The sequence below is a fragment of the Bradyrhizobium genosp. L genome (assembly GCF_015624485.1).
GTDB lineage: Bacteria > Pseudomonadota > Alphaproteobacteria > Rhizobiales > Xanthobacteraceae > Bradyrhizobium.
In genome coordinates, this window is the sequence record NZ_CP061378.1 from 7,118,958 (window position 1) to 7,143,731 (window position 24,774).

A 24,774-nucleotide genomic window follows, 5' to 3' on the forward strand; every position below is an offset into this window, starting at 1 on the left:
GTTGGAGGTCACATGTCTGAGTCTGAAGTTTCCCGCTACCGTCCCGAAACCCGCCTGGTCCATGGCGGGACGCTGCGCTCGCAATTCGGCGAGACCTCGGAGGGGCTGTTCCTTACCCAGGGCTACGTCTACGACAGCGCCGAGCAGTGCGAGGCGCGCTTCAAGGGCCAGGATCCCGGCTTCATCTATTCGCGCTATTCCAACCCGACCATTGCGATGTTCGAGCGCCGCATGATCGAGCTCGAGGGCGCCGAGGCGGCGCGCTCGACCGCGACCGGCATGGCTGCGGTGACGACCGCGATCCTCGCGCCGCTGAAGGCCGGCGACCACGTGGTGGCGTCGAAGGCGCTGTTCGGTTCGTGCCTTTACGTGGTGCAGGACCTGCTGCCGCGCTACGGCATCGAGACCACGCTGGTCGACGGCCTCGATCTCGACCAGTGGCAGCGCGCGTTGCGGCCGAACACAAAAACCTTCTTCCTGGAGAGCCCGACCAATCCGACGCTCGACGTGCTCGATATATCAGCGATCGCCAAGATCGCGCACTCGGGCGGTGCCCGGCTGATCGTCGACAACGTGTTCGCAACGCCGATCTGGCAGAGCCCGTTGTCGCTCGGCGCCGACGTCGTGGTCTATTCCGCGACCAAGCATATCGACGGCCAGGGCCGCTGCCTCGGCGGCGTCATCCTGTCGTCGGAAGCCTTCATCGCCGAGCACATCCATAATTTCATGCGCCAGACCGGCCCGTCGCTGTCGCCGTTCAATGCCTGGGTGCTGCTGAAGGGGCTCGAGACGCTCGGCGTCCGCGTCCGCGCGCAGACCGAGAGCGCGGCGAAGATCGCCGACGTGCTGGCGAGCCATCCGAAGGTCTCGCGGCTGGTCTATCCGGGCCGCGCCGACCATCCGCAGGCCGCGACGGTGAAGAAGCAGATGGGCGCAGGCTCGACGCTGGTCGGCTTCGAGGTGAAGGACGGCAAGGCCGGCGCCTTCCGCTGCCTCAACGCGCTGAAGATCGCCCGCATCTCCAACAATCTCGGCGACTCCAAGAGCCTGGTGACCCACCCCGCGACCACGACGCATCAGCGCCTGGCGCCGGAGGCCCGCGCCGAGCTCGGCATCAGCGAAGGCTTTATCCGCTTCTCGGCAGGCCTCGAGCATCCCGACGACCTGATCGAGGATCTCGCGCAGGCGCTGGAGAAGGTGTGAGCTTTCTGCGCCGTCATGGCCGGGCCTGGCCCGGACATCCACGTCTTGCTTGCAGAGACGAAGACGTGGATGCCCGGCTCAAGGCCGGGCATGACGAGGTTGTGGAGCGACTGAGCGTTAAGTCGCCGCCGTGGTCACACCACCGTCGATCACGATGGTCTGGCCGGTCATGAAGGTCGAGGCGTCGGAGGCAAGATACGCCACCGCGCCGGCGATCTCGTCGGGTTCGCCGATGCGGCGCAGCGGCGTGGATGCCGTGCGGCGCTTCAGATTGTCCGGATCCTCCCACAGCGCGCGGGCGAAATCGGTCTTCACCAGTCCCGGCGCCACGCAATTGACGCGCACGCCCTTCGGGCCCCATTCGCCGGCGAGGCTGCGGCACAGCGCAAAATCGGCCGCCTTCGAGATGCCGTAGGCGCCGATCACCGTCGAGCCGCGCAAGCCGCCGATCGAGGAGATGATCACCACCGAGCCCTTGCCGCGCTCCGCCATCTGCGGGATCGCGAGCGCGCTGAGCCAGATGTTGCTCTTGACGTTGGAGCCCATGATCTTGTCGAAGGCCTCATCGGTGATGTCGAGCAGCGGGCCGTAATAGGGATTGACCGCCGCGTTGCAGACCAGGGTGTCGATCCTGCCGTAGTGCTTGATCGTGCCCGAGATCAGCGCCTCGACCTCGGCACGGCGCGCGATGTTGCAGGGGATCACGAGCGCATCACCGCCCGCCTTCTTGATGCCGTCTGCGACTTCGTTACAGGCGTCCGCCTTGCGCGAGGAGATCACGACCTTGGCGCCGAGCTTGGCCAGCAGCTCGGCCGAGGCGCGACCGATGCCGCGGCTCGATCCGGTGACGACCGCGACGGTGCCAGTGAGATCGAACGGGGTGTTTTTCATTGTTGTTTCCTCCCTCGCGAACCGTCATTCCGGGGCGCGACGCAGTCGCGAGCCCGGAATCCATCAGGCCGCATTGTTTGTGGTGAAATGGATTCCGGGCTCGCCGCTTCGCGGCGCCCCGGAATGACGAGTTACGCCAACAACCCGCCGCCCTCGCTGACGCGGCGGAGGTGGTAATCGGTGTCGCCGAGCGTGTTCTCGATCATGGTCAGCCGCTTGAAGTAATGGCCGATCTTCGCCTCCATGGTCATGCCGATGCCGCCATGAAGCTGGATCGATTGCTGGCCAACGAATTTCAGCGACTTGCCGACCTGCACCTTGGCCGCCGCCACCGCCGACGAACGCTCCTTGGCATCGTCGAAGTCCGACGCCATGGTCGCGAACATCGACATGCTGCGGGCCTGCTCCAGCGCCACGAACATGTCGGCGGCGCGATGCTGCAGGCTCTGGAACGAACCGATCGCGACGCCGAACTGCTTGCGGGTCTTGATGTACTCGACGGTCTCCTTCAGCGACTCGTCCATCGCGCCGACCGCTTCGGCGCACAGCGCGATGCGAGCTTCATCCGCCACGCGCTCGATCAGCGGCAGCGCGTTCTCGCCATCGCCGATCGCAGCGTCCGCGCCGACCTCGACATTGGTGAAGGTGATGTCGGCCGCGTGCAGGCCGTCCTGGGTCGGATAGCCCTTCCTGGTGACGCCCTTGGCGTCGGCCGGCACGAGGAACACGCCGATGCCGCTCTTGTCGCGCTGGCCGCCTTTGGTGCGCGCGGTCACGATCAGCATGTCGGCATTTTCGCCATTGAGCACGACGAATTTCTCACCGTCGATCACCCAGCCGTCGCCCTTCTTCTTGGCCGTGGTGACGACGTCGAAGAGATCGTAGCGCGAGTTCTTCTCGAGCTGCGCAAAGCCGAAGGTCGCGCTGCCGTCGATGATGCCGGGGATGTATTTTTGCTTCTGCTCGGCCGAGCCGCCGTGACGCAGGAAGCTGCCGGCGATCACGACGGTGGCGAGATAAGGCTCGACCACCAGCGCCTTGCCGAGCGCCTCCATCACGATCATGGTCTCGACCGCGCCGGCGCCGAAGCCGCCGTCGGTTTCCGCAAAGGGCAGACCGAGCAGGCCCTGCTCGGCAAGCTTGCCCCAGACGGCTTTGCTCCAGCCGCCCTTCTCCTTCATGTACTTCTTGCGCGCATCGAAGTCGTAGGCGTCGGTGAGAAGCCCGTCGATGCTTTCCTTGAGAAGCCGCTGCTCCTCGGACAGATCAAAATCCATTGTACCTTCTCTCCAAAATCACGCGGGCGTCTGCCCTGATCTCCACTCGTCATCCCCGCGAATGCGGGGATCCAGTACGCCGCGGCCAACGTCGTCAACTACGAACTTCCCGGCGTACTGGGTCCCCCGCATGCGCGGGGGACGACAGTTGAATGTGCGGTTACAGCCCGAGCACCGCCTTGCTGATGATGTTGCGCTGGATCTCGTTGGAGCCGCCGTAGATCGAGACCTTGCGGTTGTTGAAGTAGCTCGGCGCGATCTGCGCGGTCCAATCCATGCTCTCGTTCGAGCCGGCATCGCCATGCTCGTCATAGGGTGCGGCGAACGGGCCGATGATCTCCATCAGCAGCTCGGTCGTGGTCTGCTGGATCTCCGAGCCCTTGATCTTGAGCACCGAGGATGCCGGATTGGGCTTGCCCTTGCCGTGCTTGCCCTCGTCGGCGACGACACGCAGTTGCGTCAGTTCGAGCGCCTTGAGCTCGATCTCGCATGCGGTGAGCTTCTCGCGGAACGCGGGGTCCTCGATGACAGGACGGCCGCCGGACTCGACCTTGGAGGCCAGCGCACGGATGCGGCGCAGCCGCTCCTTGGAGACGCCGACCCGGGCGATGCCGGTGCGCTCATTGCCGAGCAGGAATTTGGCGTAGTCCCAACCCTTGTTCTCTTCGCCGATCAGGTTCTCGTAGGGCACCTCGACGTCGTCGAAGAACACTTCGTTGACCTCGTGGCCGCCGTCGATGGTCTGGATCGGGCGCACGGTGACGCCCTTCGACTTCATCGAGAACACGATGAAGGAGATGCCCATCTGCTTCTTCGCATTGTTGTCGGTGCGGCACAGGCAGAAGATCATGTCGGCATGCTGGGCGAGCGTGGTCCAGGTCTTCTGGCCGTTGATGATCCACTTGTCGCCGCGGCGCTCGGCCTTGGTCTTCAGCGAGGCGAGGTCCGATCCCGAGCCCGGCTCCGAAAAGCCCTGGCACCACCAGTCGTCGACACTGGCGATGCGCGGCAAATATTCCTTCTTCTGCTTCTCGTTGCCGAAGGTGTAGATGACCGGGCCGACCATGCTGACGCCGAAGGCGAGCGGCTGCGGCGCCGGATAGGACTGCAGTTCCTCGTTGAAGATGTAGTGCTGCACGGTGGTCCAGCCGGTGCCGCCATATTCCTTCGGCCAGTGGGTGACGCCCCAGCCCTTCTTGTTGAGGATGCGCCACCAGGTGACCATCTCGTCCTTCGACAGATGGCGGCCTTCCTGCAGCTTACGCCGCGTCTCCGGCGGAACGTTGTTCTTGAAGAACTCCCGTACTTCCTCGCGAAACGCGATCTCTTCCTTGGTGAAAGCGAGATCCATCGGATCCTCCTTTTACAGTTCAACGCCTCATCATTCTCGATGTCGTCCTGGCGAAAGCCAGGACCCATAACCACCGGCCCCGCGTTCGACAAAGCCGGCTGCCGCTTGTGCCTCTTACCTAGGCCGCGGCGTATGGTCCTGGCTTTCGCCAGGACGACGGATTCATTGCACCATGTCGCCACTCACGAACGCACCTGTTGCAGTTTGGGTTGAGCCGCATTCGGCTGCTGCTGGCGCAGTTCGTGGCGCGACAGTTTGCCGACCGGCGTCCGCGGCAGCTCGGCGACGAACTCGACCGCGGCGGGCAATTCATGCTTGCCGAGCTTGCCGGTCAGGAAGGCGCGCAGCTCGTCGACCGAGAACGGCGCCTGCCCTTCGCGCAGCTTGATGAAGGCTTTCGCCGCCTCGCCGCGGTAATCGTCGGGAATCCCGATCACGATCACCTCCTGCACGGCGGGGTGGGTGTAGATCGCCTGCTCGATCATCTGCGGATAGACGTTGAAGCCGCCGGAGATGATCATGTCCTTCTTGCGATCGACCAGATAGAAATAGCCGTCGGCGTCCATGTAGCCGATGTCGCCGGTCAGGAAGCGGTCGCCGACGAAGGCTTCTGCCGTTTCCTTCGGCCTGTTCCAGTAGCCCTTGGTCACGTTCGGGCCGCGGATGCGGATTTCGCCGACCTCGCCTGTCGGCATCACCTTGGTGGAATCCTCCAGCGACACCACGTCCATCTCGATGCCGGGCAGCATCAGTCCGATCGAGCCAGGCTTCTCCGGCCCCTCTTTCGGATGACCGGTACCGGGAGAGCAGGTCTCGGTCATGCCCCAGCCGCTCTTCAGCTTCATGCCGACGCGGCGCTCGAAGATATTTGCCACCTCGACCGGCAGCGGCGCGCCGCCGGAGCCGGCGACCACCAGCGAGGAAAGATCGCGTTTGTCGAGATCGGGCAATGCGGCGATCGCGATCCACATCGTCGGCACGCCGGGGAAGACGGTGGCGCGCTTGACCTCGATATCGCGCATCACGGCCTCGACGTCGAAGCGCTGGTGCAGCGAGATCAGATGGCCGCGGCGGATCGTCGAGAGCAGCACCACGGTCAGCGCGTAGATGTGGAACAGCGGCAGCACGCAGATCACGCGCTCGACTGCATGGCGCTCGAGCCGCGACGGTTTGCCCCAGACGTCGTAGATCGAGACCGCCGCGGTGAGGTTGCCGTGGCTCAGCATCGCGCCCTTGGGCAGGCCCGTGGTGCCGCCGGTATATTGCAGCAGCGCGACGTCCTCGACGTCGACGGCCGGCCATTGCGTCGGCCTGGTCGCACCAGCGATGAACTGCGGGCGGGTGATGATCCGGGGATCATCGGGTAGCGCCGCCTGTGGCGTACCGACCTTGCCCCAATGATCGTCCTCGCAAACGATCAGGCGATCGAGCAGGCCCTTGGCGAGGAATTTCAGCGCGGTCGGCAGCAGCGCCGACAGGTTGCTGGTGACCAGCACCCGCGCGCCGGAATCCGACAGCTTGTGCGACAGCGCAATCTCGCCGTCGAGCGGCGACAGATGCACGACGCGGGCGCCGGCCTTCAGCGCACCGAAGAAATTGATCGGATGATCCGGCGTGTTGCCGAGGAACAGCGCGATCGAGGTACCCTTGCCGTAGCCCGCGCGCATGAATGCGGCAGCAGCGGTTTCGACCAGGGTCTCGAGCTCGCTATAGCTGATCGGACGGTCACGAAATTCGAGCACCGGCCGCGCGCCGTACTCGGCAGCGGCGGTCGACAGCAGGTCCGGCAGCGTGCCACGGGCAATCGCGTCGCTCCACTGCACGCCATCAGGATAATATTGTTCGCCGGGATAGGTCATGAAGACTCTTGCATCTGTGAGGTGAGCCCGCTGCGTGGGCTCCCCTCCCCCTTGCGGGGAGGGGTTGGGGGAAGGGGTACCACTCGGGCAGTCCCGATGCGGCCACCCCTCTCCCTAACCCTCCCCCGCAAGGGGGGAGGGAACCCTACGATCGAGCCCGTGGCCGGGAAGCCAATCACGCCGCCTTCGACGGCGCGGCGAGCGAGGCGAAGGTCTTGCCTTCGTCGGCGAGCTTCTTCAGCAGCGGCGCCGGCTCCAGCGAGGGATCGTTGGTCTCCTTGGCGTAGAAGGCAAGACGATCGGCGATGTGCTTGAGGCCGACGGTGTCGGCCCAGTACATCGGACCGCCGCGGTAGATCGGCCAGCCATAGCCGTACAGCCAGACCACGTCGATGTCGCTCGGCCGCGCCGCGATGCCCTCGGCGAGGATCTTCGCGCCCTCGTTGATCATCGGGTACATCATGCGCTCGAGGATCTCGTCGTCGCTGACGACGCGCTTCTTGCGGCCGAGCCGCGCCAACGTCTCGTCGATCAGCTTCTCGACCTCCGGATCGGGCAGCGCCGAGCGCGAGCCCGGCTCATACTTGTAGTAGCCCTTGCCGGTCTTCTGGCCGAAGCGGCCCGCTTCGCACAGCGCATCCGCGATTTCCGACTTGATGCCGCGGTCCTTGCGCGAGCGCCAGCCGATGTCGAGGCCGGCGAGATCGCCCATCGCGAACGGGCCCATCGGCATGCCGAACTTGGTCACGACCGCGTCGACCTGCTGCGGCAGCGCGCCTTCGAACAACAGCTTCTCGGACTGCTTGCCGCGCTGCGCCAGCATGCGGTTGCCGACGAAGCCGTCGCAGACGCCGACCACCGCCGGCACCTTGGCGATCTTGCGCGCGATCGACACCGCGGTGACCAGCGCGTCCGGCGCGGTCTTGTCGGCGCGCACGATCTCGCACAGCTTCATGACGTTGGCAGGCGAGAAGAAGTGCATGCCGAGCACGTCTTGCGGACGCTTGGTCGACTGCGCGATCTCGTCGATGTTGAGATAGGAGGTGTTGGAGGCGAGCACCGCGCCGGGCTTGGCGTACTGGTCGAGCTTGCCGAACACTTCCTTCTTGACTGCCATGGTCTCGAACACCGCCTCGATCACGAGATCGGCGTCGCCGACATTCTCGATGCCGACGACACCATTGATCAGCCCCATGCGCTTGGCCGGCGCGTCCGCCGGGATGCCGCCGCGCGCCGCGGTGGCCTCGTAGTTCTTCTGCATGATGCCCATGCCGCGCTTGAGCTGCTCCTCGCCGGTCTCGATCAGCGTAACCGGGATGCCTGCATTGACAAACGACATCGCAATGCCGCCGCCCATGGTGCCGGCGCCGAGAATCGCGACGCGCGCCACGTTGCGCGACTTGGTGCCCTCTGGCACGCCGTCGACCTTGGCGGCCTCGCGCTCTGCGAAGAAGGCGTAGCGCTGTGCCTTGGACTGAGGGCCGTTCATCAGCTTGAGAAAACCCTCGCGCTCCTTCTTCAGGCCCTCGTCGAACGGCAGATCGATCGCGGCGCCGACGGCGTCGGCCGCAGCGAACGGCGCCTCCAGGCCGCGCGACTTCTTGGTCAGCGCGGCGACTGCGTTGGTGAAGATCGAGCGATCGGCCTTGGCGGCTGCGAGCTTGGAATCGTCGTCGCGCAGCTTGCGCAGCGGACGCTTCTCGGCAAGCACCTTGCGCGCAAATGCCTCACCGCCCGACGCCGGGCTTTCGACGATCTCCTCGATCAGGCCGGCCTTCAGCGCCGCGTCAGCGCCGATCGGATCGCCGCCGACGATCATCTTGACCGCGAGTTCGGGACCGACCGCGCGCGGCAGCCGCTGGGTGCCGCCGGCGCCCGGCAGCAGGCCGAGCTTCACCTCGGGCAGGCCGAGCCTGGCGTCCTTGGTGGCGACGCGATAGTGGCAGGCCAGCGCGACCTCGAGGCCGCCGCCGAGCGCGTTGCCGTGGATCGCCGCAACGATCGGCTTCGGCGAATTTTCCATCAGCTCGAGCACTTCCGCGAGGCCGGGCGGCTTCGGCGGCTTGCCGAATTCGGTGATGTCGGCGCCGGCGATGAAGGTGCGGCCCGCGCAGGTCAGCACGATGCCCGCGACCTGCGGATCGTCGATCGCGCGCTTCACGCCGTCGAAAATGCCGCCGCGCACCGCTGCGCTCAGCGCGTTCACAGGGGGACTGTTAACCGTGACGACGGCAATGTTGTCATGACGTTCGAAACTGACGACTTCACTCACCGGGACTCTCCCTGGATGCTTGTTCTTGAACTTGTGTTGAGTAGCTGCGCGACTTGCGTCGAGCCGCTACGCTCGCGACCGCTTCATACTAATTTCGCACTGCGAAATTGAATTCCGCATCTTGACACGGAGGGTTATTTTGAAGCACGAGCCTTGTCAACGAGCATCACAAAGCGGCAGGGAATGAAGCGTTCTGGCAAGAAAGCAGCGACCGATCGCAATTTCGTCGTCGCGCTTTCCCGCGGGCTCGATGTCCTGCGCGCCTTCCAGCCCAATGACGGGCTGCTCGGCAATCAGGAGATCGCCGCCCGCACCAGGCTGCCGAAGCCGACCATTTCCCGGCTGACCTATACGTTGACCAAGCTGGGATACCTTACACCCGTACCGAAATTCGAGAAGTACCAGCTTGCGCCGTCGGCGATGGCGCTCGGTTATGCGGCGCTCGCCAATCTCGGCGTTCGGCATTTGTCCGAGCCCTATCGAGAAGAAGTGATGCGCGCGACCGGTGGTGCGGTCGCCGTCGGCGGCCGCGATCGCCACAGCATGATCTATTTCGGCCAGAGCCGGAACGGCCTGGCGCTCGGCGTGCAACTCGACGTCGGCTCGCGGGTGCCGATCGCAACCACCGCGATGGGCCGTGCCTATATTTGGGCATTGCCGCCGGACGATCGAGCCGCTTTATTACGCGAGTTGCGCGATCACTATGGAAGCCGCTGGACCAAGATGCGCGACGGCATCGAGCGCTCCGGCGAGACGGTGGCGAAGTACGGCTTCACGATGTCCGCCGGCGATTGGCAGGACGACGTCGCCGCCGTCGGCGTTGCATTGACGTTGAATGACGGAACCGGTCCTTACGCCTTCAATTGCGGCGCACCGGCATTCCGCTTCACGGAAGACCGATTGCTGAACGACATTGGACCTCGCCTTGTCGCGATGGTAAGGAACATCGAACAGGCGCTCGGTGGGATGGCGCCGCAATTCAAAAAAGAAGACCGCAAGAAGTCCAGAGTAGGAGGGAAAGTTGCACGTTTGTCCGAGGGGATCAGATAGCCTCCATCGCGACCCGCGAAGCACGTCGCAAGGTCGCTCGCACCGCTCGAAGACGGCGGGCGAGACGAGATGACGCAGGCACAGCTCGCGCAGGGGAGCGATCCTCTGCTCGCGGTTCGCGACGTCAGCGTCGTGTTCGGCGGCATCATCGCGCTGAACGGCGTGTCTTTTGACATGCGCCATGGCCAGATCCTCGGCCTGATCGGACCGAACGGCGCCGGCAAGACCACGCTGTTCAACTGCCTGTCACGGCTCTACCAGCCTTCGTCGGGCGACATCCTGATGGACGGCAAGAGCATCCTGACGCGCCCGCCGCACCGCATCGCCGAGATCGGCATCGGCCGCACCTTCCAGAACGTCGCGCTGTTTCCCAACCTGTCGGTGATCGACAATGTGCGGGTCGGCGCCCATGCCCGCACCTCGAGCGACATCGTCAGCGACTCGCTGCGTCTCGCCTGGGTCCGCCGCGGCGAAGCCGACATGAACAGGAAGGTGCACGAGATCCTCGGCTATCTCGACCTCGAGGACGTCGCCCACACCGTGGTGTCGGGCCTGCCGTTCGGCACCCAGAAGCGCGTCGAGCTGGCGCGCGCTTTGGCCGCAGATCCGAAGATCCTGCTGCTCGACGAGCCGGCCGGCGGCCTCAATCATGAGGAAGTCCACGTGCTCGGCGACCTCATCCGCAAAATCCGCGACGACCGCAGAATCACCGTGCTGCTGGTCGAGCATCACATGGGCCTCGTGATGTCGATCGCCGACCACGTCGTCGCGCTCAATTTCGGCCGCAAGCTCGCCGAGGGCACGCCGGCCCAGATCCAGGCCGACCCGGATGTCATCAAGGCCTATCTGGGGAGCAAGGACCAATGACCGCGATGCTCAACGTCAAGGACCTGCGCGCCTATTACGGTCAGGTCCAGGCCCTGCACGGCCTCAACTTCTCGCTCAACGAGGGATCGCTGACCACGCTGCTCGGCGCCAACGGCGCCGGCAAGACCACGACCTTGCGGGCGATCTGCAACATGGTGCGCTCGACCGGGTCGATCGAGTTCGAGGGCAAGCCGATCGGCACCCGCTCCACCGAGAACGTGGTCCGCCTCGGCATCGCCCACGTGCCGCAGGGCCGCGGCACCTTCACCACCATGACGGTGGAGGAAAACCTGCAGCTCGGCGCCATCACCCGCAGCGACAAGAAGGCCATCGTCGACGACATCGAGCGGATGTATACGCACTTCCCGAAGCTGAAGGAGCGCTATTCGCAGCAGGCCGGCACGTTGTCGGGCGGCGAGCAGCAGATGCTCGCGGTGGCGCGCGCGCTGATGCTGCGGCCGCGGCTGATGCTGCTCGACGAGCCGTCGTTCGGACTGGCGCCGCTGATCGTGCGCGACCTGTTCGGCATCCTCGGCAAGATCAACCGCGAGGAAAAGGTGACCATCCTGGTGGTCGAGCAGAATGCGCAGCTCGCGCTCGAGCTCGCCGACCAGGCCCATGTGATCGAAACCGGACGGATCGTGATGTCGGGCGACGCCAAGGACATCGCGACCAACGAAGACGTCCGCAAATCCTATCTCGGCTATTGAGGGAGCAGGCCATGGAGCTTTTTGCCAACCAGGTCCTGGCCGGCATCGCCACCGGCGCGATCTACGCCTGCATGGCGCTGGCCGTGGTCATGATCTACCAGGCGATCGACCATCTGAATTTCGCCCAGGGCGAAATGGCGATGTTCTCGACCTTCATTTCCTGGCAGCTGATGCAATGGGGCGTGCCGTATTGGGGCGCCTTCGTGCTCACGGTCGCGTTCTCGTTCCTCGCCGGCATCGCGATCGAGCGGCTGCTGTTCAAGCCGCTGGCGAAGGCGCCGATCCTGACCAACGTCGCCGGCTTCATCGCGCTGTACGCGATCATCAACTCGGTCGCCGGCCTGATCTGGGACTTCACCATCAAGCAGTATCCGACGCCGTTCGGCTCCTCGCCGTTCCTCGGCAGCCAGCTGATCTCGACCCACCAGGCCGGCATGATCGGCGTCACCATCCTGCTGCTGATCCTGCTGTTCTTCTTCTTCCGCTTCACGCGGGTCGGTCTCGCGATGCGGGCGGCCGCCGCGCTGCCTGAATCGGCGCGGCTGGTCGGCATCAACACGTCGTGGATGATCGCGCTCGGCTGGGGCATGGCGGCGGCGATCGGCTCGATCGCGGGCATGCTGATCGCGCCGGTCGTGTTCCTGGAGCCCAACATGATGCTGGGCGTCTTGATCTACGGTTTCGCCTCGGCGGTGCTGGGCGGACTGAGCTCGCCGTTCGGCGCCGTGGTCGGCGGCTTCCTGGTCGGCATCTTCGAGAACCTGGTCGGCACCTACATCCCCGGCGTCGGCAATGAGCTGAAACTTCCGATCGCGCTTGCGCTGATCATCGTCGTCCTGGTCGTCAAACCGGCAGGCCTGTTCGGCCGCGCCATCGTCAAGCGAGTTTGATCATGAGCGCCGTTGAAGACGTCGTCACAGAAGCCCCGGCCGTCGAGGCCGTTCCGAAGCGCGCCATGACGCTGGGCCACGGCACCTCGCTGGTGGTGCTGGTCGCGCTCATCGTCATCCCGCTGCTGGTCAAGAACTTCATCGTCTTCCAGCTGACGATGCTCCTGATCTACGCGCTGGCAGTGATGGCGCTGAACATCCTGACCGGCGGAAGCGGCCAGTTCTCGCTCGGCCAGAGCGCGTTCTACGCGGTCGGCGCCTATACCTCGGCGATCCTGATGGAGCATGCGGGCATGAACTATGCCCTGACGCTGCCGATCGCCGGCGTCGTCTGCTTCGCCTTCGGCTTCCTGTTCGGCCAGCCGGCGCTGCGACTGAGCGGCGTCTACCTGGCGCTCGCGACCTTCGCGCTCGCCACCGCGATGCCGCAGCTCCTGAAACTCGGCTATTTCGAATACTGGACCGGCGGCGTGCAGGGCCTGGTCGTGACCAAGCCGGATGCGCCCGAGTTCCTGCAGACCGTGGCGTCATGGTTCGGCAAGACCATCTCGCAGGACATCTGGCTCTATTACTTCACGCTGGTGGTCTCGATCGCGATCTACGCCGCCTCGGTGAACCTGTTGCGCTCGCGTTCGGGCCGCGCCTTCATGGCGATCCGCGACAACGAGATCGCGGCCTCCGCGATGGGTGTCGACGTCGCGCTGTACAAGACGCTGGCGTTCGGCGTCTCGGCCGGCATCACCGGCGTCGCCGGCGGTCTCGGCGCCATCGCCGTGCAGTTCGTGGCACCCGACGGCTACACCATCCAGCTCGCGATCTCGCTGTTCCTCGGCATGGTGGTCGGCGGCGTCGGCTGGCTGCCCGGCTCGATCGTCGGCAGCGCGTTCATCATCTTCGTGCCCAACATCGCCGAGAGCGTTTCCAAGGGCCTGTCCGGCGCGGTGTTCGGCGTGCTGCTGTTCCTCGTCATCTTCCTCGTGCCGCACGGCGCCAGGCAGGTCGCGATCATTGCCCAGCAATTGGTCGCCAAGCTCAAGAAGAGCTAGCAATCTGCAAGTTGAGAAAACCAGGAGACATTATGCGTTCCACCCTTCGGATCGCCGCGATTTCCGCGGCGATCGTCGCTGTTGCTGCGACATCCACGGCCGCGTTCGCCCAGAAGAAATACGACACCGGCGCGTCCGATAGCGAGATCAAGATCGGCAACATCATGCCCTACTCGGGACCGGCATCCGCCTACGGCGTGATCGGCAAGACCGAGGAAGCCTATTTCAAGATGATCAACGATCAGGGCGGCATCAACGGCCGCAAGATCACGTTCGTCACCTACGACGACGCCTATTCGCCGCCGAAGGCCGTGGAGCAGGTGCGCAAGCTGGTCGAGAGCGACGAAGTGCTCGCCGTGTTCAACCCGCTCGGCACGCCGTCGAACACCGCGATCCAGAAATATCTCAACGCCAAGAAGGTGCCGCAGCTGTTCGTCGCCACCGGCGCCACCAAGTGGAACGACGCGAAGAATTTCCCATGGACCATCGGCTGGCAGCCGAGCTACCAGAGCGAGGCGCAGATCTACGCCAAATGGCTGATGAAGGAGAAGCCCGACGCCAAGGTCGCGATCCTCTACCAGAACGACGATTTCGGCAAAGACTACCTCAAGGGCACCAAGGACGGCTTCGGCGCCAAGGCCGCCTCCAGCATCATCATGGAGGAGAGCTACGAAGTGTCCGAGCCGTCGATCGACGGCCATATCGTCAAGATCAAGGCCGCCAACCCCGACGTGTTCCTGATCTACGCGACGCCGAAATTCGCCGCGCAGGCCATCAAGAAGACGGGCGAGCTCGGCTGGAAGCCGTTGCAGATCGTCACCAACGTCTCGATCTCGGTCGGCAGCGTGATGCAGCCGGCCGGCTTCGAGAATGCCCAGGGCCTGCTCTCGGCCGCCTATGCCAAGGACGGCACCGACCCGCAATGGGGCAATGATCCCGGCATGAAGAAGTGGTCCGCGTTCGTCGACAAGTACATGCCGGGCGCCGACAAGACCGACAGCGGCGTCGTCTATGGCTACGGCGCGGCGCAGACGCTGGCCAAGGTGCTCGAGACGTGCGGCGACGACCTTACCCGCGCCAACGTCATGAAGCAGGCGGCGAGCCTGAAGGATTTTGTGCCCGACACATTGCTGCCCGGCGTGAAGATCAACACCTCGGCCACCGACTTCGCCCCGATCGCGCAGCTCCAGATGCAGCGTTTCAAGGGCCAGAAATGGGAGCTGTTCGGCGAGATCATTTCGGGCGACGTCGCCGCCGAATAACGCTGCACCGCGGAAACAAAACGATACGCCCCCGCGATATCAGTCGCGGGGGCTTTTTGTTGACGGCAGGTGCCCGTGGTGTTGAATGCATCGACCAAAAACACGAGGTGGGGAAACCATGACTGCAGGACGCCTGTCGCTGGTGCTCTCGGCGCTCGCGCTGATCGTGACACACTGCAATGTCGCGATGGCGCAGAAGGCCTACGACACCGGAGCCAGCGACGCCGAGATCAAGATCGGCAACATCATGCCCTACAGCGGCCCCGCCTCGGCCTATGGCACGATCGGCAGGACCGAGGCGGCCTATTTCAAGATGATCAACGCCCAGGGCGGCATCAACGGCCGCAAGATCAGCTTCATCTCCTACGACGACGGCTACTCGCCGGCGAAGACGGTGGAGCAGGCGCGCAAGCTGGTCGAGAGCGACGGGGTGCTGCTGATCTTCAATTCGCTGGGCACCGCGACCAACGCCGCGATCCGCAAATACATGAACGAGAAGCAGGTGCCGCAGCTGTTCGTCGCCTCCGGTGCCTCGAAATGGAACGACCCGAAGGACTATCCGTGGACGATGGGCTGGCAGCCGTCCTACCAGGACGAGGCGCGGGTCTACGCAAAATACATCATGAAGCAAAAGCCGGACGCCAAGGTCGCCGTGCTCTACCAGAACGACGATTTCGGCAAGGATTATCTCAAGGGGCTGAAGGACGCCTTCGGCGACAAGGCATCGATGATCATCGCCGAGGAAGCCTATGAAACCTCGGAGCCCACGATCGACAGTCGCATCGTCAAGCTGAAGGCCGCGGGCGCCGACACCCTGATCAGCATCACGACGCCGAAATTCGCGGCACAGGCGATCAAGAAGGCAGCGGAGATCGCCTGGACGCCGCTGCACATCCTTTCCAACGTCTCGGCCTCCCTGGGCGGCGTGATGCAGCCGGCGGGCTTCGAGAATTCGCAGGGCATCGTGTCGGCCTCCTATCTCAAGGACGGCGCCGACCCGCAATGGGACAAGGATGGCGGGATGCAGAAGTTCACCGCCTTCCTCAAGACCTCCTATCCGGACGGCAACAAGCTCGACGGCGCCACCGAGTTCGGCTACGCGGCCGCGCAAACCATGGTGAAGGTGCTTCAGATGTGCGGTGACGATCTCACCCGCGCCAACATCATGAAGCAGGCGGCGAGCCTGAAGGAGTTCGTCCCCGACACGCTGCTGCCCGGCATCAGCATCAACACCTCAGCCACCGATTTCGCGCCGATCAAGCAACTGCAATTGATGCGCTTCAAGGGCGAGAGGTGGGAGCTGTTCGGCGACATCATCTCGGCCAATCTCAGCAACTGATCCGATACGGCCCCAACGGTCGACTAAAGACGCAGCCCCTGCCGCAGTGCGGCGGGGGCTTTTCGTTGGGACGGTTCCGACGAAAAATGCTAGTCTCATCGACCAACAAGAGAGCCCTCGAAACAGGGGGCCGTGACACATCACCGTCAACAGGAGAGAGACGTCATGTCCGCAACGCGACAATTGGCGGCCCTTGCGGCTGCCTGCGTGCTCGTTGCCGTATCAAACGGCAGCGCGCTGGCCCAGAAGAAATACGACACCGGCGCCACCGACACCGAGATCAAGATCGGCAACATCATGCCGTATAGCGGTCCGGCGTCCGCCTACGGCATCATCGGCCGCACCGAGGCCGCCTATTTCAAGAAGATCAACGATGCCGGCGGCATCAACGGCCGCAAGATCAACTTCATCTCCTATGACGACGCCTATTCGCCGCCGAAAACCGTGGAGCAGGCGCGCAAGCTGGTCGAGAGCGACGAAGTGCTCTTGATCTTCAACTCGCTCGGCACGCCGACGAACTCGGCGATCCAGAAATACATGAACCAGAAGAAGGTGCCGCAGCTGTTCGTCGCCACCGGCGCCACCAAGTGGAACGATCCGAAGGACTTTCCATGGACCATGGGCTGGCAGCCCAACTACCAGAGCGAGACCCAGATCTACGCCAAGTACATCCTGAAGAACCTGCCGAACGCCAAGATCGCGGTGCTGTACCAGAACGACGATTACGGCAAGGACTATCTGAAGGGCCTGAAGGATGGCCTCGGCCAGAAGGCCGCGGGCATGATCGTCGCCGAGGAGAGCTACGAGACCTCCGAGCCGTCGATCGACAGCCACATCGTCAGGCTCAAGGCTTCCGGCGCCGACGTCTTCATCAACATCACGACGCCGAAGTTCGCGGCTCAGGCGATCAAGAAGATCCCCGAGATCGGCTGGAAGCCGACCCACTTCCTCAACAACGTGTCGGCGTCGGTCGGCAGCGTGATCCGACCCGCCGGCTACGAGAACGCGCAGGACATTATCTCCGCCTCCTATCTGAAGGACGCCTCCGACAAGCAATGGGACAATGATCCCGGCATGAAGGAGTTTTACGCCTTCATGACGAAGGATTTCCCCGAGGGCGACAAGCTCGACGGCGGCACCGTGACCGGCTTCGGCGTGGCCCAGACCCTGGTGCAGGTGCTCAAGCAGTGCGGCGACAACCTGACGCGCGAGAACATCATGAAGCAGGCCGCGAACTTGCAGGACTTCCGCACCGAGGTGCTGCTGCCCGGCATCAAGATCAACACCGCTCCTAACGATTTCGCCCCGATCAGCCAGTTGCAGCTGATGAAGTTCAAGGGCGAACGGTGGGAACTGTTCGGCGACGTGATCAGCGCCGACGTCGGCGGCTGACCCCTTCCCGCATCGCGACACCCCTGCCCCCTGCGACATTGTTGCAGGGGGTTTTGCTTTGCCGCTGGATGATGATTCGTCCTAGTTTCGCGACCAAGGCGGCGGAGCCGACAAGACGCCGGCGCCTCCCTGCGAGACGCACACGAACAGGAGACATCCAAGTGTCCATGCCGATCCGACATCGCGCCGCAACCATCCTGCTCGGCCTCGCCATCGCGGCGACGAGCAGCGGCGCCGCATTCGCGCAGAAGAAATACGACACCGGCGCCAGCGACACCGAGATCAAGATCGGCAACATCGTCCCCTATAGCGGCCCGGCCTCGGCCTATGGCGTGGTCGGCAAGGCGATGGCCGCGGTGTTCAAGAAGGTGAACGACGACGGCGGCATCAACGGGCGCAAGATCAATTTCATCTCCTATGACGACGCCTATTCGCCGCCCAAGGCGGTCGAGCAGGCGCGCAAGCTGGTCGAGAGCGACGAGGTGCTGTTTCTGTTCGGCACGCTCGGCACTGCCTCCAACACCGCGATCCAGAAATATCTCAACGCCAAGAAGGTGCCGCAGCTGTTCGTCGCGACCGGCGCCACCAAGTGGAACGATCCGAAGACCTTTCCGTGGACCATGGGCTGGCTGCCCAGCTACCAGAGCGAGTCGCGGATCTACGCGAAATACCTGCTCAAGGAGAAGCCGGCCACCAAGGTCGCGGTGCTCTACCAGAACGACGACATGGGCAAGGACTATCTCAAGGGCCTTGAGGACGGCTTTGCCGGCGAGCCGTCGCGTATCGTCGCCAAGGAAAGCTACGAGGTCGCCGAACCCACCATCGATTCGCATGTGGTGCGGCTGAAATCCGCCAACCCCGACGTCATCATCTTCTTCACCACGCCGAAATTCGGTGCGCAGGCGATCAAGAAGGTCGGCGAGATGAACTGGAAGCCGGTGACCATCGTCTCCAACGTCTCGGCCTCGACCGCCACCGTGATGCGGCCAGCCGGGCTCGACAACGCACAGGGCGTGATCTCGGCGGCCTACGCCAAGGACGCCAGCGATCCGCAGTGGAAGGACGATGCCGGCATGAAGGCGTTCGACGAGCTGCTCGCCAAATACATGCCCGACACCAACCGCGTCGATTCCTCGGCGATGACCGGCTACAACATGGCGACCACGATGGTCGAGGTGCTGCGCCGCTGCGGCGACGACCTGACCCGCGCCAACGTGATGAAGCAGGCGGCGAGCCTGAGGCAGTTCCCGCAAGGCGGCCTGCTGCCCGGCGTGACGCTGTCGACCGGACCCGACGACTTCCAACCGATCGAGCAGCTGCAACTGATGCAGTTCAAGGGCGAACGCTGGCAACTGTTCGGCGATGTCATCAGCGGCGAGGCTGGCGGAAATTAGGAGTTCGTGGGCTGACAGCTTGCCGTCGCAGGGGCGCTCCGCCAAAATATCGAAAAACAACCCCATGCAAAGGTGCCGGCGCCCCGTTCGGCACGGGCAACTTGACACGTCGGGCAACTCAGGGGTAGCCTTCCATTATTCCGAAATCGTGCGAGCACGCCTCGCCCTCCCGCAAGCGGGAGAGCAAAAGGAACTCGCAATCCGGCCTCGTCAGGCCCCTGCTTCCGTGAGTATCACCATGACCGACCGACGTCCCCTGCTGCGCTCGATCTTCGATGCCGCGGTCGCTGCCGCGCATCCCGACGTCGTGCTGGCGTCGCGGCTGCCGCCGGTGCCGAAGGGACGGGTGATCTGCCTCTCGGCTGGCAAGGGCGCCGGCGCGATGGCCGCGGCGGCGGAGCGGCACTATCTCGACGCGCTCGGCCTCGACCCGCCGCGTCTGGTCGGCATCGCCACCACCCGCCACGGCCACGGCGTACCGACCCGGCGCATCAAGGTGGTCGAGGCCGGCCACCCCGTGCCCGACGAAGCCGGCCTGCGTGCCGCCGACGACACGCTGCGGCTCGCCGCCGAGGCGACGTCTGACGATCTGCTGCTGGTGCTCTTGACCGGCGGCGGCTCGGCGAACTGGATCGCGCCGGTCGAGGGGGTGAGCTTTGCGCAGAAACAGCAGCTCAACCGCGCTCTGTTGCGCTCGGGCGCACCGATCGGCGAGATGAATGTCGTCCGAAAACATCTCTCCCGCATCAAGGGTGGCCGGCTCGCCCGCGCCGGCCAGCACGCCGCGGAGATCGTCACGCTCGCGATCTCAGACGTGCCCCATGACGATCCCTCCGCGATCGCCTCCGGGCCGACCGTGCCCGACCCCACCACGCTCGCGGACGCCCGCGCGCTGGTCGCCAGATACAATCTCGCGATCGACGACGCCGTCCGCCGCGCGCTCGACGATCCCGGCAACGAGAGCTGCAAGCCCGGCGATCCCGCTTTCGCGCACGCGACGTTCGCACTGCTGGCGAAGCCAGCGGCCTCGATCGACGCCGCGGTGAAGGTCGCACAGGATGCCGGCTACGAGACGATCGCACTCGGCGCGGATCTCGAAGGCGAGGCCCGCGAGGTCGCCGCCGACCATGCGCGGCTGGCGCTGAAGGCCCGCAGCGAGGGCAAGCGCGTGGCGATCATCTCCGGCGGCGAGCTCACCGTGACCGTCCGCGGCAACGGTCGCGGCGGCCCCAACCAGGAATACGCGCTGGCACTCGCGGATATCCTGAAGGACACGCCCGATATCTCGGCGCTCGCTGCCGACACCGACGGCGCTGACGGCGGCGCCGGCAGCGCGACCGATCCGGCCGGGGCCATCATCGATGCGGCGACGTTTGCGAAGATGAAGACGCTGGGGCTGGATCCGAAGGCTTATCTCGCGAACAACGACGCGACCGGGTTCTTCGCACAGATCGGCGATTTGTTGCTGACGGGACCGACGCTGACGAATGTCAACGATGTCAGGGTGATTCTGGCGGATTAGTTGGCCGTCATTCCGGGGCGGCGCAAAGCGACGAGCCCGGAATCCATAACCACGATCGTGAGTATGGATTCCGGGCTCGCGCCAAGCGGCGCGCCCCGGAATGACGAAAAGTTAAAACTCCTGCGCGAGCTTCGCCAGCATCTCGAGCAGCGCGGCGTGATTGGCGGGGCCGAGCACCTCGATCAGCCGTGCTTCGTGCTTGGTCGCGACCAGCTTCTTGGCGCGCGCCAGCACCGCGCGGCCCTTGTCGGTCAGCACCAGGATGTGCGAGCGGCGGTCGTTGGTGGAGCGCATCCGCGCGCACAGATCGCGGCTCTCCAGCGCGTCGAGCATCGCGACGAAGTTCGGCCGGAGGATGCCGAGCGTGTTGGCGATCTCGGTCTGGTTGCGGCCGGGATTCTTGTCGAGCAAGAGCAGCACCGAGAACTGCGCCGGCGTCAGCTGCAACGGCGCGACGCAGCGCAGGAAATCCTCGAACACCTTGAGCTGCGCGCGCTTCAACGAATAGCCGAGCAATCCGGACAGTTCGCCCAGTTGCAGCATGCTGTCGTCCCCGGCAGGATCGATCGGTTCCCGGCGCACGGCGCGCGAGGAGCGGATAGCATCGGAGGCGGTTTTGGAAACAGGCATCGCTCCAGGCTCGCAATCCCGGTAGAAGAATCCCCACACGACTTTTGGGGACCTTGAGATTATATTCGATAATTGTTATCCACTATATCAAATATCGGCAGCTTTCAACAGCCGGTATCGGCCAGCCCGACCATCACAACCGGTGGCGGCGGTCCGACGCTTAAGGGGGAGCGCTCGGCCTTGAACACGACGATCATGCTGTTCCTGCTGCAGGACGGCATCACCAATGGCGCGATCTACGCACTGCTTGGGCTCGCCCTGGTGCTGGTGTTCGCGGTGACGCGGGTGATCCTGATCCCGCAGGGCGAATTCGTCACCTATGGTGCGCTGAGCTACGCCATGCTGGCGACCGGGCAGGTGCCGGGCACGGTGCGGCTCGCCGTCGCGATGGGCCTCGTCGCCTTCGCCCTCGACCTGTTCTTCGCCCGCAAGGCGTTGCGCGCACAGCTTGTCATGCGCTCCGCTGCGCTCAACATCGCCTTCCCCGTCGCGCTGCTCGGCCTCACCTACGCGCTGGTCGGTCCCAAAACGCCGATCGCGGTCAACATCGCGCTGGCGCTGTTGATCGTGGCGGCGATCGGGCTGTTCCTGTATCGCATCGCGTTCCAGCCGATCGCACACACCTCGGTGCTGGTGCTGCTGATCGCCTCGGTCGGCTGTCACCTGGCGCTGCAGGGCCTTGGCCTCGTGTTCTTCGGCGCCGAAGGCCTGCGCGGCCCCGCACTGTCGAATGCCGGTGTGAACGCGGGCCCGCTGCGCTTCACCGGCCAGAGCCTTGCGGTGTACGCGCTCACGGTCGGCTTCATCGCCGGGCTGTGGCTGTTCTTCGGCTACACCAAGACCGGAAAGGCGCTGCGCGCCACCGCCGTCAACCGCCTCGGCGCCCGCCTGGTCGGCATCCGCACCACATTGTCGGGCCAGATCGCGTTCCTGCTCGCTTCCGTGATCGGTGCGATCTCCGGCATCCTGATCGTGCCGATCACGACGCTCTATTACGACACCGGCTTCCTGATCGGCCTGAAGGGATTCATCGCCGCCATCATCGGCGGCCTCGTCAGCTATCCCCTGACCGCGGTCGCGGCCATCCTGGTCGGCATCGTCGAGGCGTTCTCGTCGTTCTATGCCAGCAATTTCAAGGAAGTCATCGTGTTCTTCCTGATCATCCCCGTGCTGGTGCTGCGCTCGCTCGCGGCGCCCCAGGTCGAGGAAGAGAAGGACTGAGCGATGACGCAGCGGCTTCCTCTCATCCTCTTCGCGCTCGTGATGGCGGTGATCCCGCTGGTGCCTGAAGTGCCGCCGTTCTGGATCGTGCTGCTCGACAATATCGGCCTCGCCGCCCTGGTCGCGATGGGGCTGGTGCTGCTCACCGGCGTCGGCGGCCTGACCTCGTTCGGCCAGGCGGCGTTCTGCGGCTTCGGTGCCTACACCACGGCGGTGCTGACCACCGCCTATGGCGTCTCGCCCTGGCTGACATTGCCCGCATCGCTGCTGGTCAGCGGCATCGCCGCCGTGGTGCTCGGCATCGTCACAGTGCGGCTGTCGGGGCACTATCTGCCGCTCGGCACCATCGCCTGGGGCATCGGCCTGTTCTACCTGTTCAGCAAGCTCGAATTCCTCGGCCGCAACGACGGCATTTCCGGCATTCCGCCGCTCGCGATCGGCTCGTTCAAGATGCTGAGCCCGGATGCGATCTATTACGCGATCTGGGTCGGCGTGCTGGTCTCGGCGCTGCTCACCATGAACCTGCTGGACTCCCGCACCGGCCGCGCCATCCGCGCGCTGCGGCGCGGACACATTGCCGCTGAAGCGTTCGGGGTGCAGACGCCGCGCGCCAAGCTGCTGGTGTTCATCTATGCGGCAGTGCTGGCCGGGCTGTCCGGCTGGCTCTATGCGCACTTCCAGCGCGCCGCCAATCCGACGCCGTTCGGCGCGCAGGCCGGCATCGAATATCTGTTCATCGCCGTGGTCGGCGGCGCCGGTTATGTCTGGGGTGCGGTGCTCGGCGCCGGCATCGTCGTGGTGCTGAAGGAGGTGCTGCAGAGCTATCTCCCCTACATCTTCGGCGGCCAGAGCCAGCTCGAGACCATCGTGTTCGGCATCATGCTGGTGCTGCTGCTACAGCTCGCGCCATCGGGCGTCTGGCCCTGGCTGATGTCGCTGCTGCCGCTCAAGCCCGCCCGCAAGACGCCTGACACGACGCTCAAGCTCGAACATCCGGCGCGGGCGGTCGGATCATCCCCGGTGCTGCTGCACATCGAGCGCGCGCGAAAACAGTTCGGCGGCGTGACCGCCGTCAACGACGTCTCGTTCGACGTCAATGCGCGCGAGATCGTGGCGCTGATCGGCCCGAACGGCGCCGGCAAGAGCACGACCTTCAACCTGATCACCGGCGTGCTGGCCGCCACCAGCGGCAAGATCTCGGTGCTCGGCAAGGAGGTCGCGAACGCGCCACCGCAGGAGGTGGTCAAGCTCGGCGTCTCCAGGACCTTCCAGCACGTCAAGCTGGTGCCCGACATGACCGTGCTCGAGAATGTCGCGATCGGGGCCCATCTGCGCGGCTCGTCGGGTCCGATCGCCAGCATGCTCCGGCTCGACCGCGCCGATGAGGCCAGGCTGCTGGCCGAAGCTGCCCGCCAGATCGAACGCGTCGGCCTGTCCGATCAGATCGACCAGCTCGCAGGTTCTCTTTCACTGGGCCAGCAACGCATCGTCGAGATCGCCCGCGCGCTGTGCGTAGACCCGATGCTGCTGCTGCTCGACGAGCCGGCCGCCGGCCTGCGCCACATGGAGAAGCAGCGGCTCGCCGCACTGCTGCGGCAACTCCGCGACGGCGGCATGTCGGTGCTCCTGGTCGAGCACGACATGGGTTTTGTGATGGACCTCGCCGACCGCATCGTGGTGCTCGATTTCGGCACCAAGATCGCCGAGGGTACGCCGGCCGCGATCAAGCGCAACCCCGATGTGATCAAGGCCTATCTCGGAGCCGCGGCATGAGCGCGCTGCTGTCGGTCACCGACGTCCACATCTCCTATGGCAAGGTTGAGGCCGTGCGCGGCGTCTCGCTCGATGTCGGCGCGAACGAGATCGTCACCATCATCGGCGCCAATGGCGCCGGCAAGACCACGCTGCTCAACGCCATCATGGGCGTGCTGCCGCTGAAGGGCCGCACCTCCTTCGCCGGCACCGATTTGGCACCGCTCGACATCGAGGACCGCGTCGCGGCCGGCCTCAGCCTGGTGCCGGAGCATCGCGAATTGTTCGGCACCATGAATGTCGAGGACAATCTCGAGCTTGGTGCCTTCCGCATTGCGAAGGCTGTCGCGGCGACCTCGATGGAGCGGGTCTACACGCTATTTCCGCGGCTGAAGGAGCGGCGCAAGCAGCTCGCCGGCACGCTGTCAGGCGGCGAGCAGCAGATGCTGGCGATGGGCCGCGCGCTGATGGGCGCGCCGAAGCTCTTGATGCTTGACGAGCCGAGCCTCGGCCTTGCGCCGATCATCGTCGCCGACATCTTCCGCATCGTCGGCGAACTCCGCGCGGCCGGCGTCTCGGTGCTCCTCGTCGAGCAGAACGCCCAGGCCGCACTCAAGATCGCCGACCGCGCCTATGTGATGGAGCTCGGTGAGTTCGTGCTGTCGGGCGCGGCCAAGGACATCGCCGCCAACAAGGGCGTGGCGGCGAGCTATCTCGGCTTCCAGCACGAGGGCGAGAGCGCGATTTAGCGCGTGGTGCGTAGGTGCCGTAGGGTGGGCAAAGGCGCCTTTGCGCCGTGCCCACCTTCAACGCTGTGCTCGTGGTGGTGGGCACGCTTCGCTTTGC

The 24,774-nt window shown here is 64.8% G+C and carries 20 protein-coding genes; 14 read left to right on the plus strand and 6 right to left on the minus strand.

Annotated elements, in window-relative coordinates; genetic code table 11:
• Positions 1 to 12 precede the first annotated feature (12 nt).
• A complete protein-coding gene (locus IC762_RS33860) occupies positions 13 to 1,203 on the plus strand; it encodes an O-succinylhomoserine sulfhydrylase (protein ID WP_195786405.1) in 1,191 nt (396 codons plus the stop codon).
• 117 nt (positions 1,204 to 1,320) lie between these two features.
• Here the strand turns inward: IC762_RS33860 and IC762_RS33865 are convergent, their stop codons facing one another.
• The 5 genes from IC762_RS33865 to IC762_RS33885 form a co-directional block, all read right to left on the minus strand.
• Positions 1,321 to 2,094 (minus strand): SDR family NAD(P)-dependent oxidoreductase, encoded by a 774-nt coding sequence (locus IC762_RS33865; RefSeq protein ID WP_195786406.1) that lies wholly within the window; start codon positions 2,092 to 2,094, stop codon positions 1,321 to 1,323.
• 131 nt (positions 2,095 to 2,225) lie between these two features.
• A complete protein-coding gene (gene pimD / locus IC762_RS33870; protein ID WP_195786407.1) occupies positions 2,226 to 3,371 on the minus strand; it encodes a pimeloyl-CoA dehydrogenase small subunit in 1,146 nt (381 codons plus the stop codon).
• 160 nt (positions 3,372 to 3,531) lie between these two features.
• Positions 3,532 to 4,722, minus strand: coding sequence for a pimeloyl-CoA dehydrogenase large subunit (gene pimC, locus IC762_RS33875; RefSeq protein WP_195786408.1), 1,191 nt, complete (start codon positions 4,720 to 4,722; stop codon positions 3,532 to 3,534).
• 182 nt (positions 4,723 to 4,904) lie between these two features.
• Positions 4,905 to 6,581, minus strand: a complete 1,677-nt coding sequence (pimA, locus tag IC762_RS33880) for a dicarboxylate--CoA ligase PimA (RefSeq protein ID WP_195786409.1) — start codon at positions 6,579 to 6,581, stop codon at positions 4,905 to 4,907.
• Between the two features lie 175 nt (positions 6,582 to 6,756).
• Positions 6,757 to 8,853: a 3-hydroxyacyl-CoA dehydrogenase NAD-binding domain-containing protein gene (locus IC762_RS33885; RefSeq protein WP_195786410.1), complete on the minus strand. Its 2,097-nt coding sequence runs from the start codon at positions 8,851 to 8,853 to the stop codon at positions 6,757 to 6,759.
• Positions 8,854 to 9,036: 183 nt separating this feature from the next.
• Here IC762_RS33885 and IC762_RS33890 point away from each other — a divergent pair, with 183 nt between their 5' ends.
• The 10 genes from IC762_RS33890 to IC762_RS33935 all read left to right on the plus strand — a co-directional run bounded on the left by IC762_RS33890 (position 9,037) and on the right by IC762_RS33935 (position 20,325).
• Entirely contained in the window at positions 9,037 to 9,903 is an 867-nt protein-coding gene (locus IC762_RS33890) for an IclR family transcriptional regulator (protein WP_195786411.1), read from the plus strand.
• Positions 9,904 to 9,972: 69 nt separating this feature from the next.
• Entirely contained in the window at positions 9,973 to 10,770 is a 798-nt protein-coding gene (locus IC762_RS33895; RefSeq protein ID WP_195786412.1) for an ABC transporter ATP-binding protein, read from the plus strand.
• Positions 10,767 to 11,480 (plus strand): ABC transporter ATP-binding protein, encoded by a 714-nt coding sequence (locus IC762_RS33900; protein WP_195786413.1) that lies wholly within the window; start codon positions 10,767 to 10,769, stop codon positions 11,478 to 11,480. The genes IC762_RS33895 and IC762_RS33900 overlap by 4 nt, the downstream gene beginning before the upstream one ends.
• 11 nt (positions 11,481 to 11,491) lie before the next feature.
• The gene (locus IC762_RS33905) at positions 11,492 to 12,370 is read left to right on the plus strand and encodes a branched-chain amino acid ABC transporter permease (RefSeq protein ID WP_195786414.1); all 879 of its coding nucleotides are present in this window, start codon (positions 11,492 to 11,494) and stop codon (positions 12,368 to 12,370) included.
• A 2-nt stretch (positions 12,371 to 12,372) separates the two neighbouring features.
• Complete coding sequence (locus tag IC762_RS33910; protein ID WP_195786415.1) at positions 12,373 to 13,416, plus strand: branched-chain amino acid ABC transporter permease; 1,044 nt, start codon at positions 12,373 to 12,375, stop codon at positions 13,414 to 13,416.
• A gap of 32 nt (positions 13,417 to 13,448) precedes the next feature.
• Entirely contained in the window at positions 13,449 to 14,678 is a 1,230-nt protein-coding gene (locus IC762_RS33915; RefSeq protein ID WP_195786416.1) for an ABC transporter substrate-binding protein, read from the plus strand.
• 118 nt (positions 14,679 to 14,796) lie between these two features.
• On the plus strand, positions 14,797 to 16,017 hold the full coding sequence (locus IC762_RS33920; RefSeq protein ID WP_195786417.1) for an ABC transporter substrate-binding protein: 1,221 nt from the start codon (positions 14,797 to 14,799) through the stop codon (positions 16,015 to 16,017).
• A 165-nt stretch (positions 16,018 to 16,182) separates the two neighbouring features.
• Positions 16,183 to 17,409, plus strand: coding sequence for an ABC transporter substrate-binding protein (locus IC762_RS33925; RefSeq protein WP_195786418.1), 1,227 nt, complete (start codon positions 16,183 to 16,185; stop codon positions 17,407 to 17,409).
• A 167-nt stretch (positions 17,410 to 17,576) separates the two neighbouring features.
• Positions 17,577 to 18,803, plus strand: a complete 1,227-nt coding sequence (locus tag IC762_RS33930) for an ABC transporter substrate-binding protein (protein WP_195790406.1) — start codon at positions 17,577 to 17,579, stop codon at positions 18,801 to 18,803.
• A 238-nt stretch (positions 18,804 to 19,041) separates the two neighbouring features.
• A complete protein-coding gene (locus IC762_RS33935) occupies positions 19,042 to 20,325 on the plus strand; it encodes a glycerate kinase type-2 family protein (protein ID WP_195786419.1) in 1,284 nt (427 codons plus the stop codon).
• Positions 20,326 to 20,436: 111 nt separating this feature from the next.
• Here IC762_RS33935 and IC762_RS33940 read toward each other — a convergent pair whose 3' ends face one another.
• Positions 20,437 to 20,955 (minus strand): MarR family winged helix-turn-helix transcriptional regulator, encoded by a 519-nt coding sequence (locus tag IC762_RS33940; protein ID WP_195786420.1) that lies wholly within the window; start codon positions 20,953 to 20,955, stop codon positions 20,437 to 20,439.
• 180 nt (positions 20,956 to 21,135) lie between these two features.
• Between IC762_RS33940 and IC762_RS33945 the strand changes: the two genes are divergently transcribed.
• From IC762_RS33945 to IC762_RS33955, 3 genes are read left to right on the plus strand one after another with little or no spacing between them, the layout of a single operon-like run.
• Positions 21,136 to 22,176 (plus strand): branched-chain amino acid ABC transporter permease, encoded by a 1,041-nt coding sequence (locus IC762_RS33945; RefSeq protein WP_195786421.1) that lies wholly within the window; start codon positions 21,136 to 21,138, stop codon positions 22,174 to 22,176.
• Between the two features lie 3 nt (positions 22,177 to 22,179).
• Positions 22,180 to 23,949 carry a branched-chain amino acid ABC transporter ATP-binding protein/permease gene (locus IC762_RS33950; RefSeq protein ID WP_195786422.1) on the plus strand — a complete coding sequence of 590 codons (1,770 nt, stop codon included), beginning with the start codon at positions 22,180 to 22,182 and terminating at the stop codon, positions 23,947 to 23,949.
• Positions 23,946 to 24,677, plus strand: a complete 732-nt coding sequence (locus IC762_RS33955; RefSeq protein ID WP_195786423.1) for an ABC transporter ATP-binding protein — start codon at positions 23,946 to 23,948, stop codon at positions 24,675 to 24,677. Before IC762_RS33950 ends, IC762_RS33955 begins: the two co-directional genes overlap by 4 nt.
• Positions 24,678 to 24,774: the final 97 nt, after the last annotated feature.

Coding starts and splice junctions, on each gene's coding strand:
- IC762_RS33860 (WP_195786405.1), top strand. CDS start 13: ATGTCTGAGTCTGAAGTTTCCCGCTACCGTCCCGAAACCCGCCTGGTC.
- IC762_RS33865 (WP_195786406.1), bottom strand. CDS start 2,094: ATGAAAAACACCCCGTTCGATCTCACTGGCACCGTCGCGGTCGTCACC.
- pimD (WP_195786407.1), bottom strand. CDS start 3,371: ATGGATTTTGATCTGTCCGAGGAGCAGCGGCTTCTCAAGGAAAGCATC.
- pimC (WP_195786408.1), bottom strand. CDS start 4,722: ATGGATCTCGCTTTCACCAAGGAAGAGATCGCGTTTCGCGAGGAAGTA.
- pimA (WP_195786409.1), bottom strand. CDS start 6,581: ATGACCTATCCCGGCGAACAATATTATCCTGATGGCGTGCAGTGGAGC.
- IC762_RS33890 (WP_195786411.1), top strand. CDS start 9,037: ATGAAGCGTTCTGGCAAGAAAGCAGCGACCGATCGCAATTTCGTCGTC.
- IC762_RS33895 (WP_195786412.1), top strand. CDS start 9,973: ATGACGCAGGCACAGCTCGCGCAGGGGAGCGATCCTCTGCTCGCGGTT.
- IC762_RS33900 (WP_195786413.1), top strand. CDS start 10,767: ATGACCGCGATGCTCAACGTCAAGGACCTGCGCGCCTATTACGGTCAG.
- IC762_RS33905 (WP_195786414.1), top strand. CDS start 11,492: ATGGAGCTTTTTGCCAACCAGGTCCTGGCCGGCATCGCCACCGGCGCG.
- IC762_RS33910 (WP_195786415.1), top strand. CDS start 12,373: ATGAGCGCCGTTGAAGACGTCGTCACAGAAGCCCCGGCCGTCGAGGCC.
- IC762_RS33915 (WP_195786416.1), top strand. CDS start 13,449: ATGCGTTCCACCCTTCGGATCGCCGCGATTTCCGCGGCGATCGTCGCT.
- IC762_RS33920 (WP_195786417.1), top strand. CDS start 14,797: ATGACTGCAGGACGCCTGTCGCTGGTGCTCTCGGCGCTCGCGCTGATC.
- IC762_RS33925 (WP_195786418.1), top strand. CDS start 16,183: ATGTCCGCAACGCGACAATTGGCGGCCCTTGCGGCTGCCTGCGTGCTC.
- IC762_RS33930 (WP_195790406.1), top strand. CDS start 17,577: ATGCCGATCCGACATCGCGCCGCAACCATCCTGCTCGGCCTCGCCATC.
- IC762_RS33935 (WP_195786419.1), top strand. CDS start 19,042: ATGACCGACCGACGTCCCCTGCTGCGCTCGATCTTCGATGCCGCGGTC.
- IC762_RS33940 (WP_195786420.1), bottom strand. CDS start 20,955: ATGCCTGTTTCCAAAACCGCCTCCGATGCTATCCGCTCCTCGCGCGCC.
- IC762_RS33950 (WP_195786422.1), top strand. CDS start 22,180: ATGACGCAGCGGCTTCCTCTCATCCTCTTCGCGCTCGTGATGGCGGTG.
- IC762_RS33955 (WP_195786423.1), top strand. CDS start 23,946: ATGAGCGCGCTGCTGTCGGTCACCGACGTCCACATCTCCTATGGCAAG.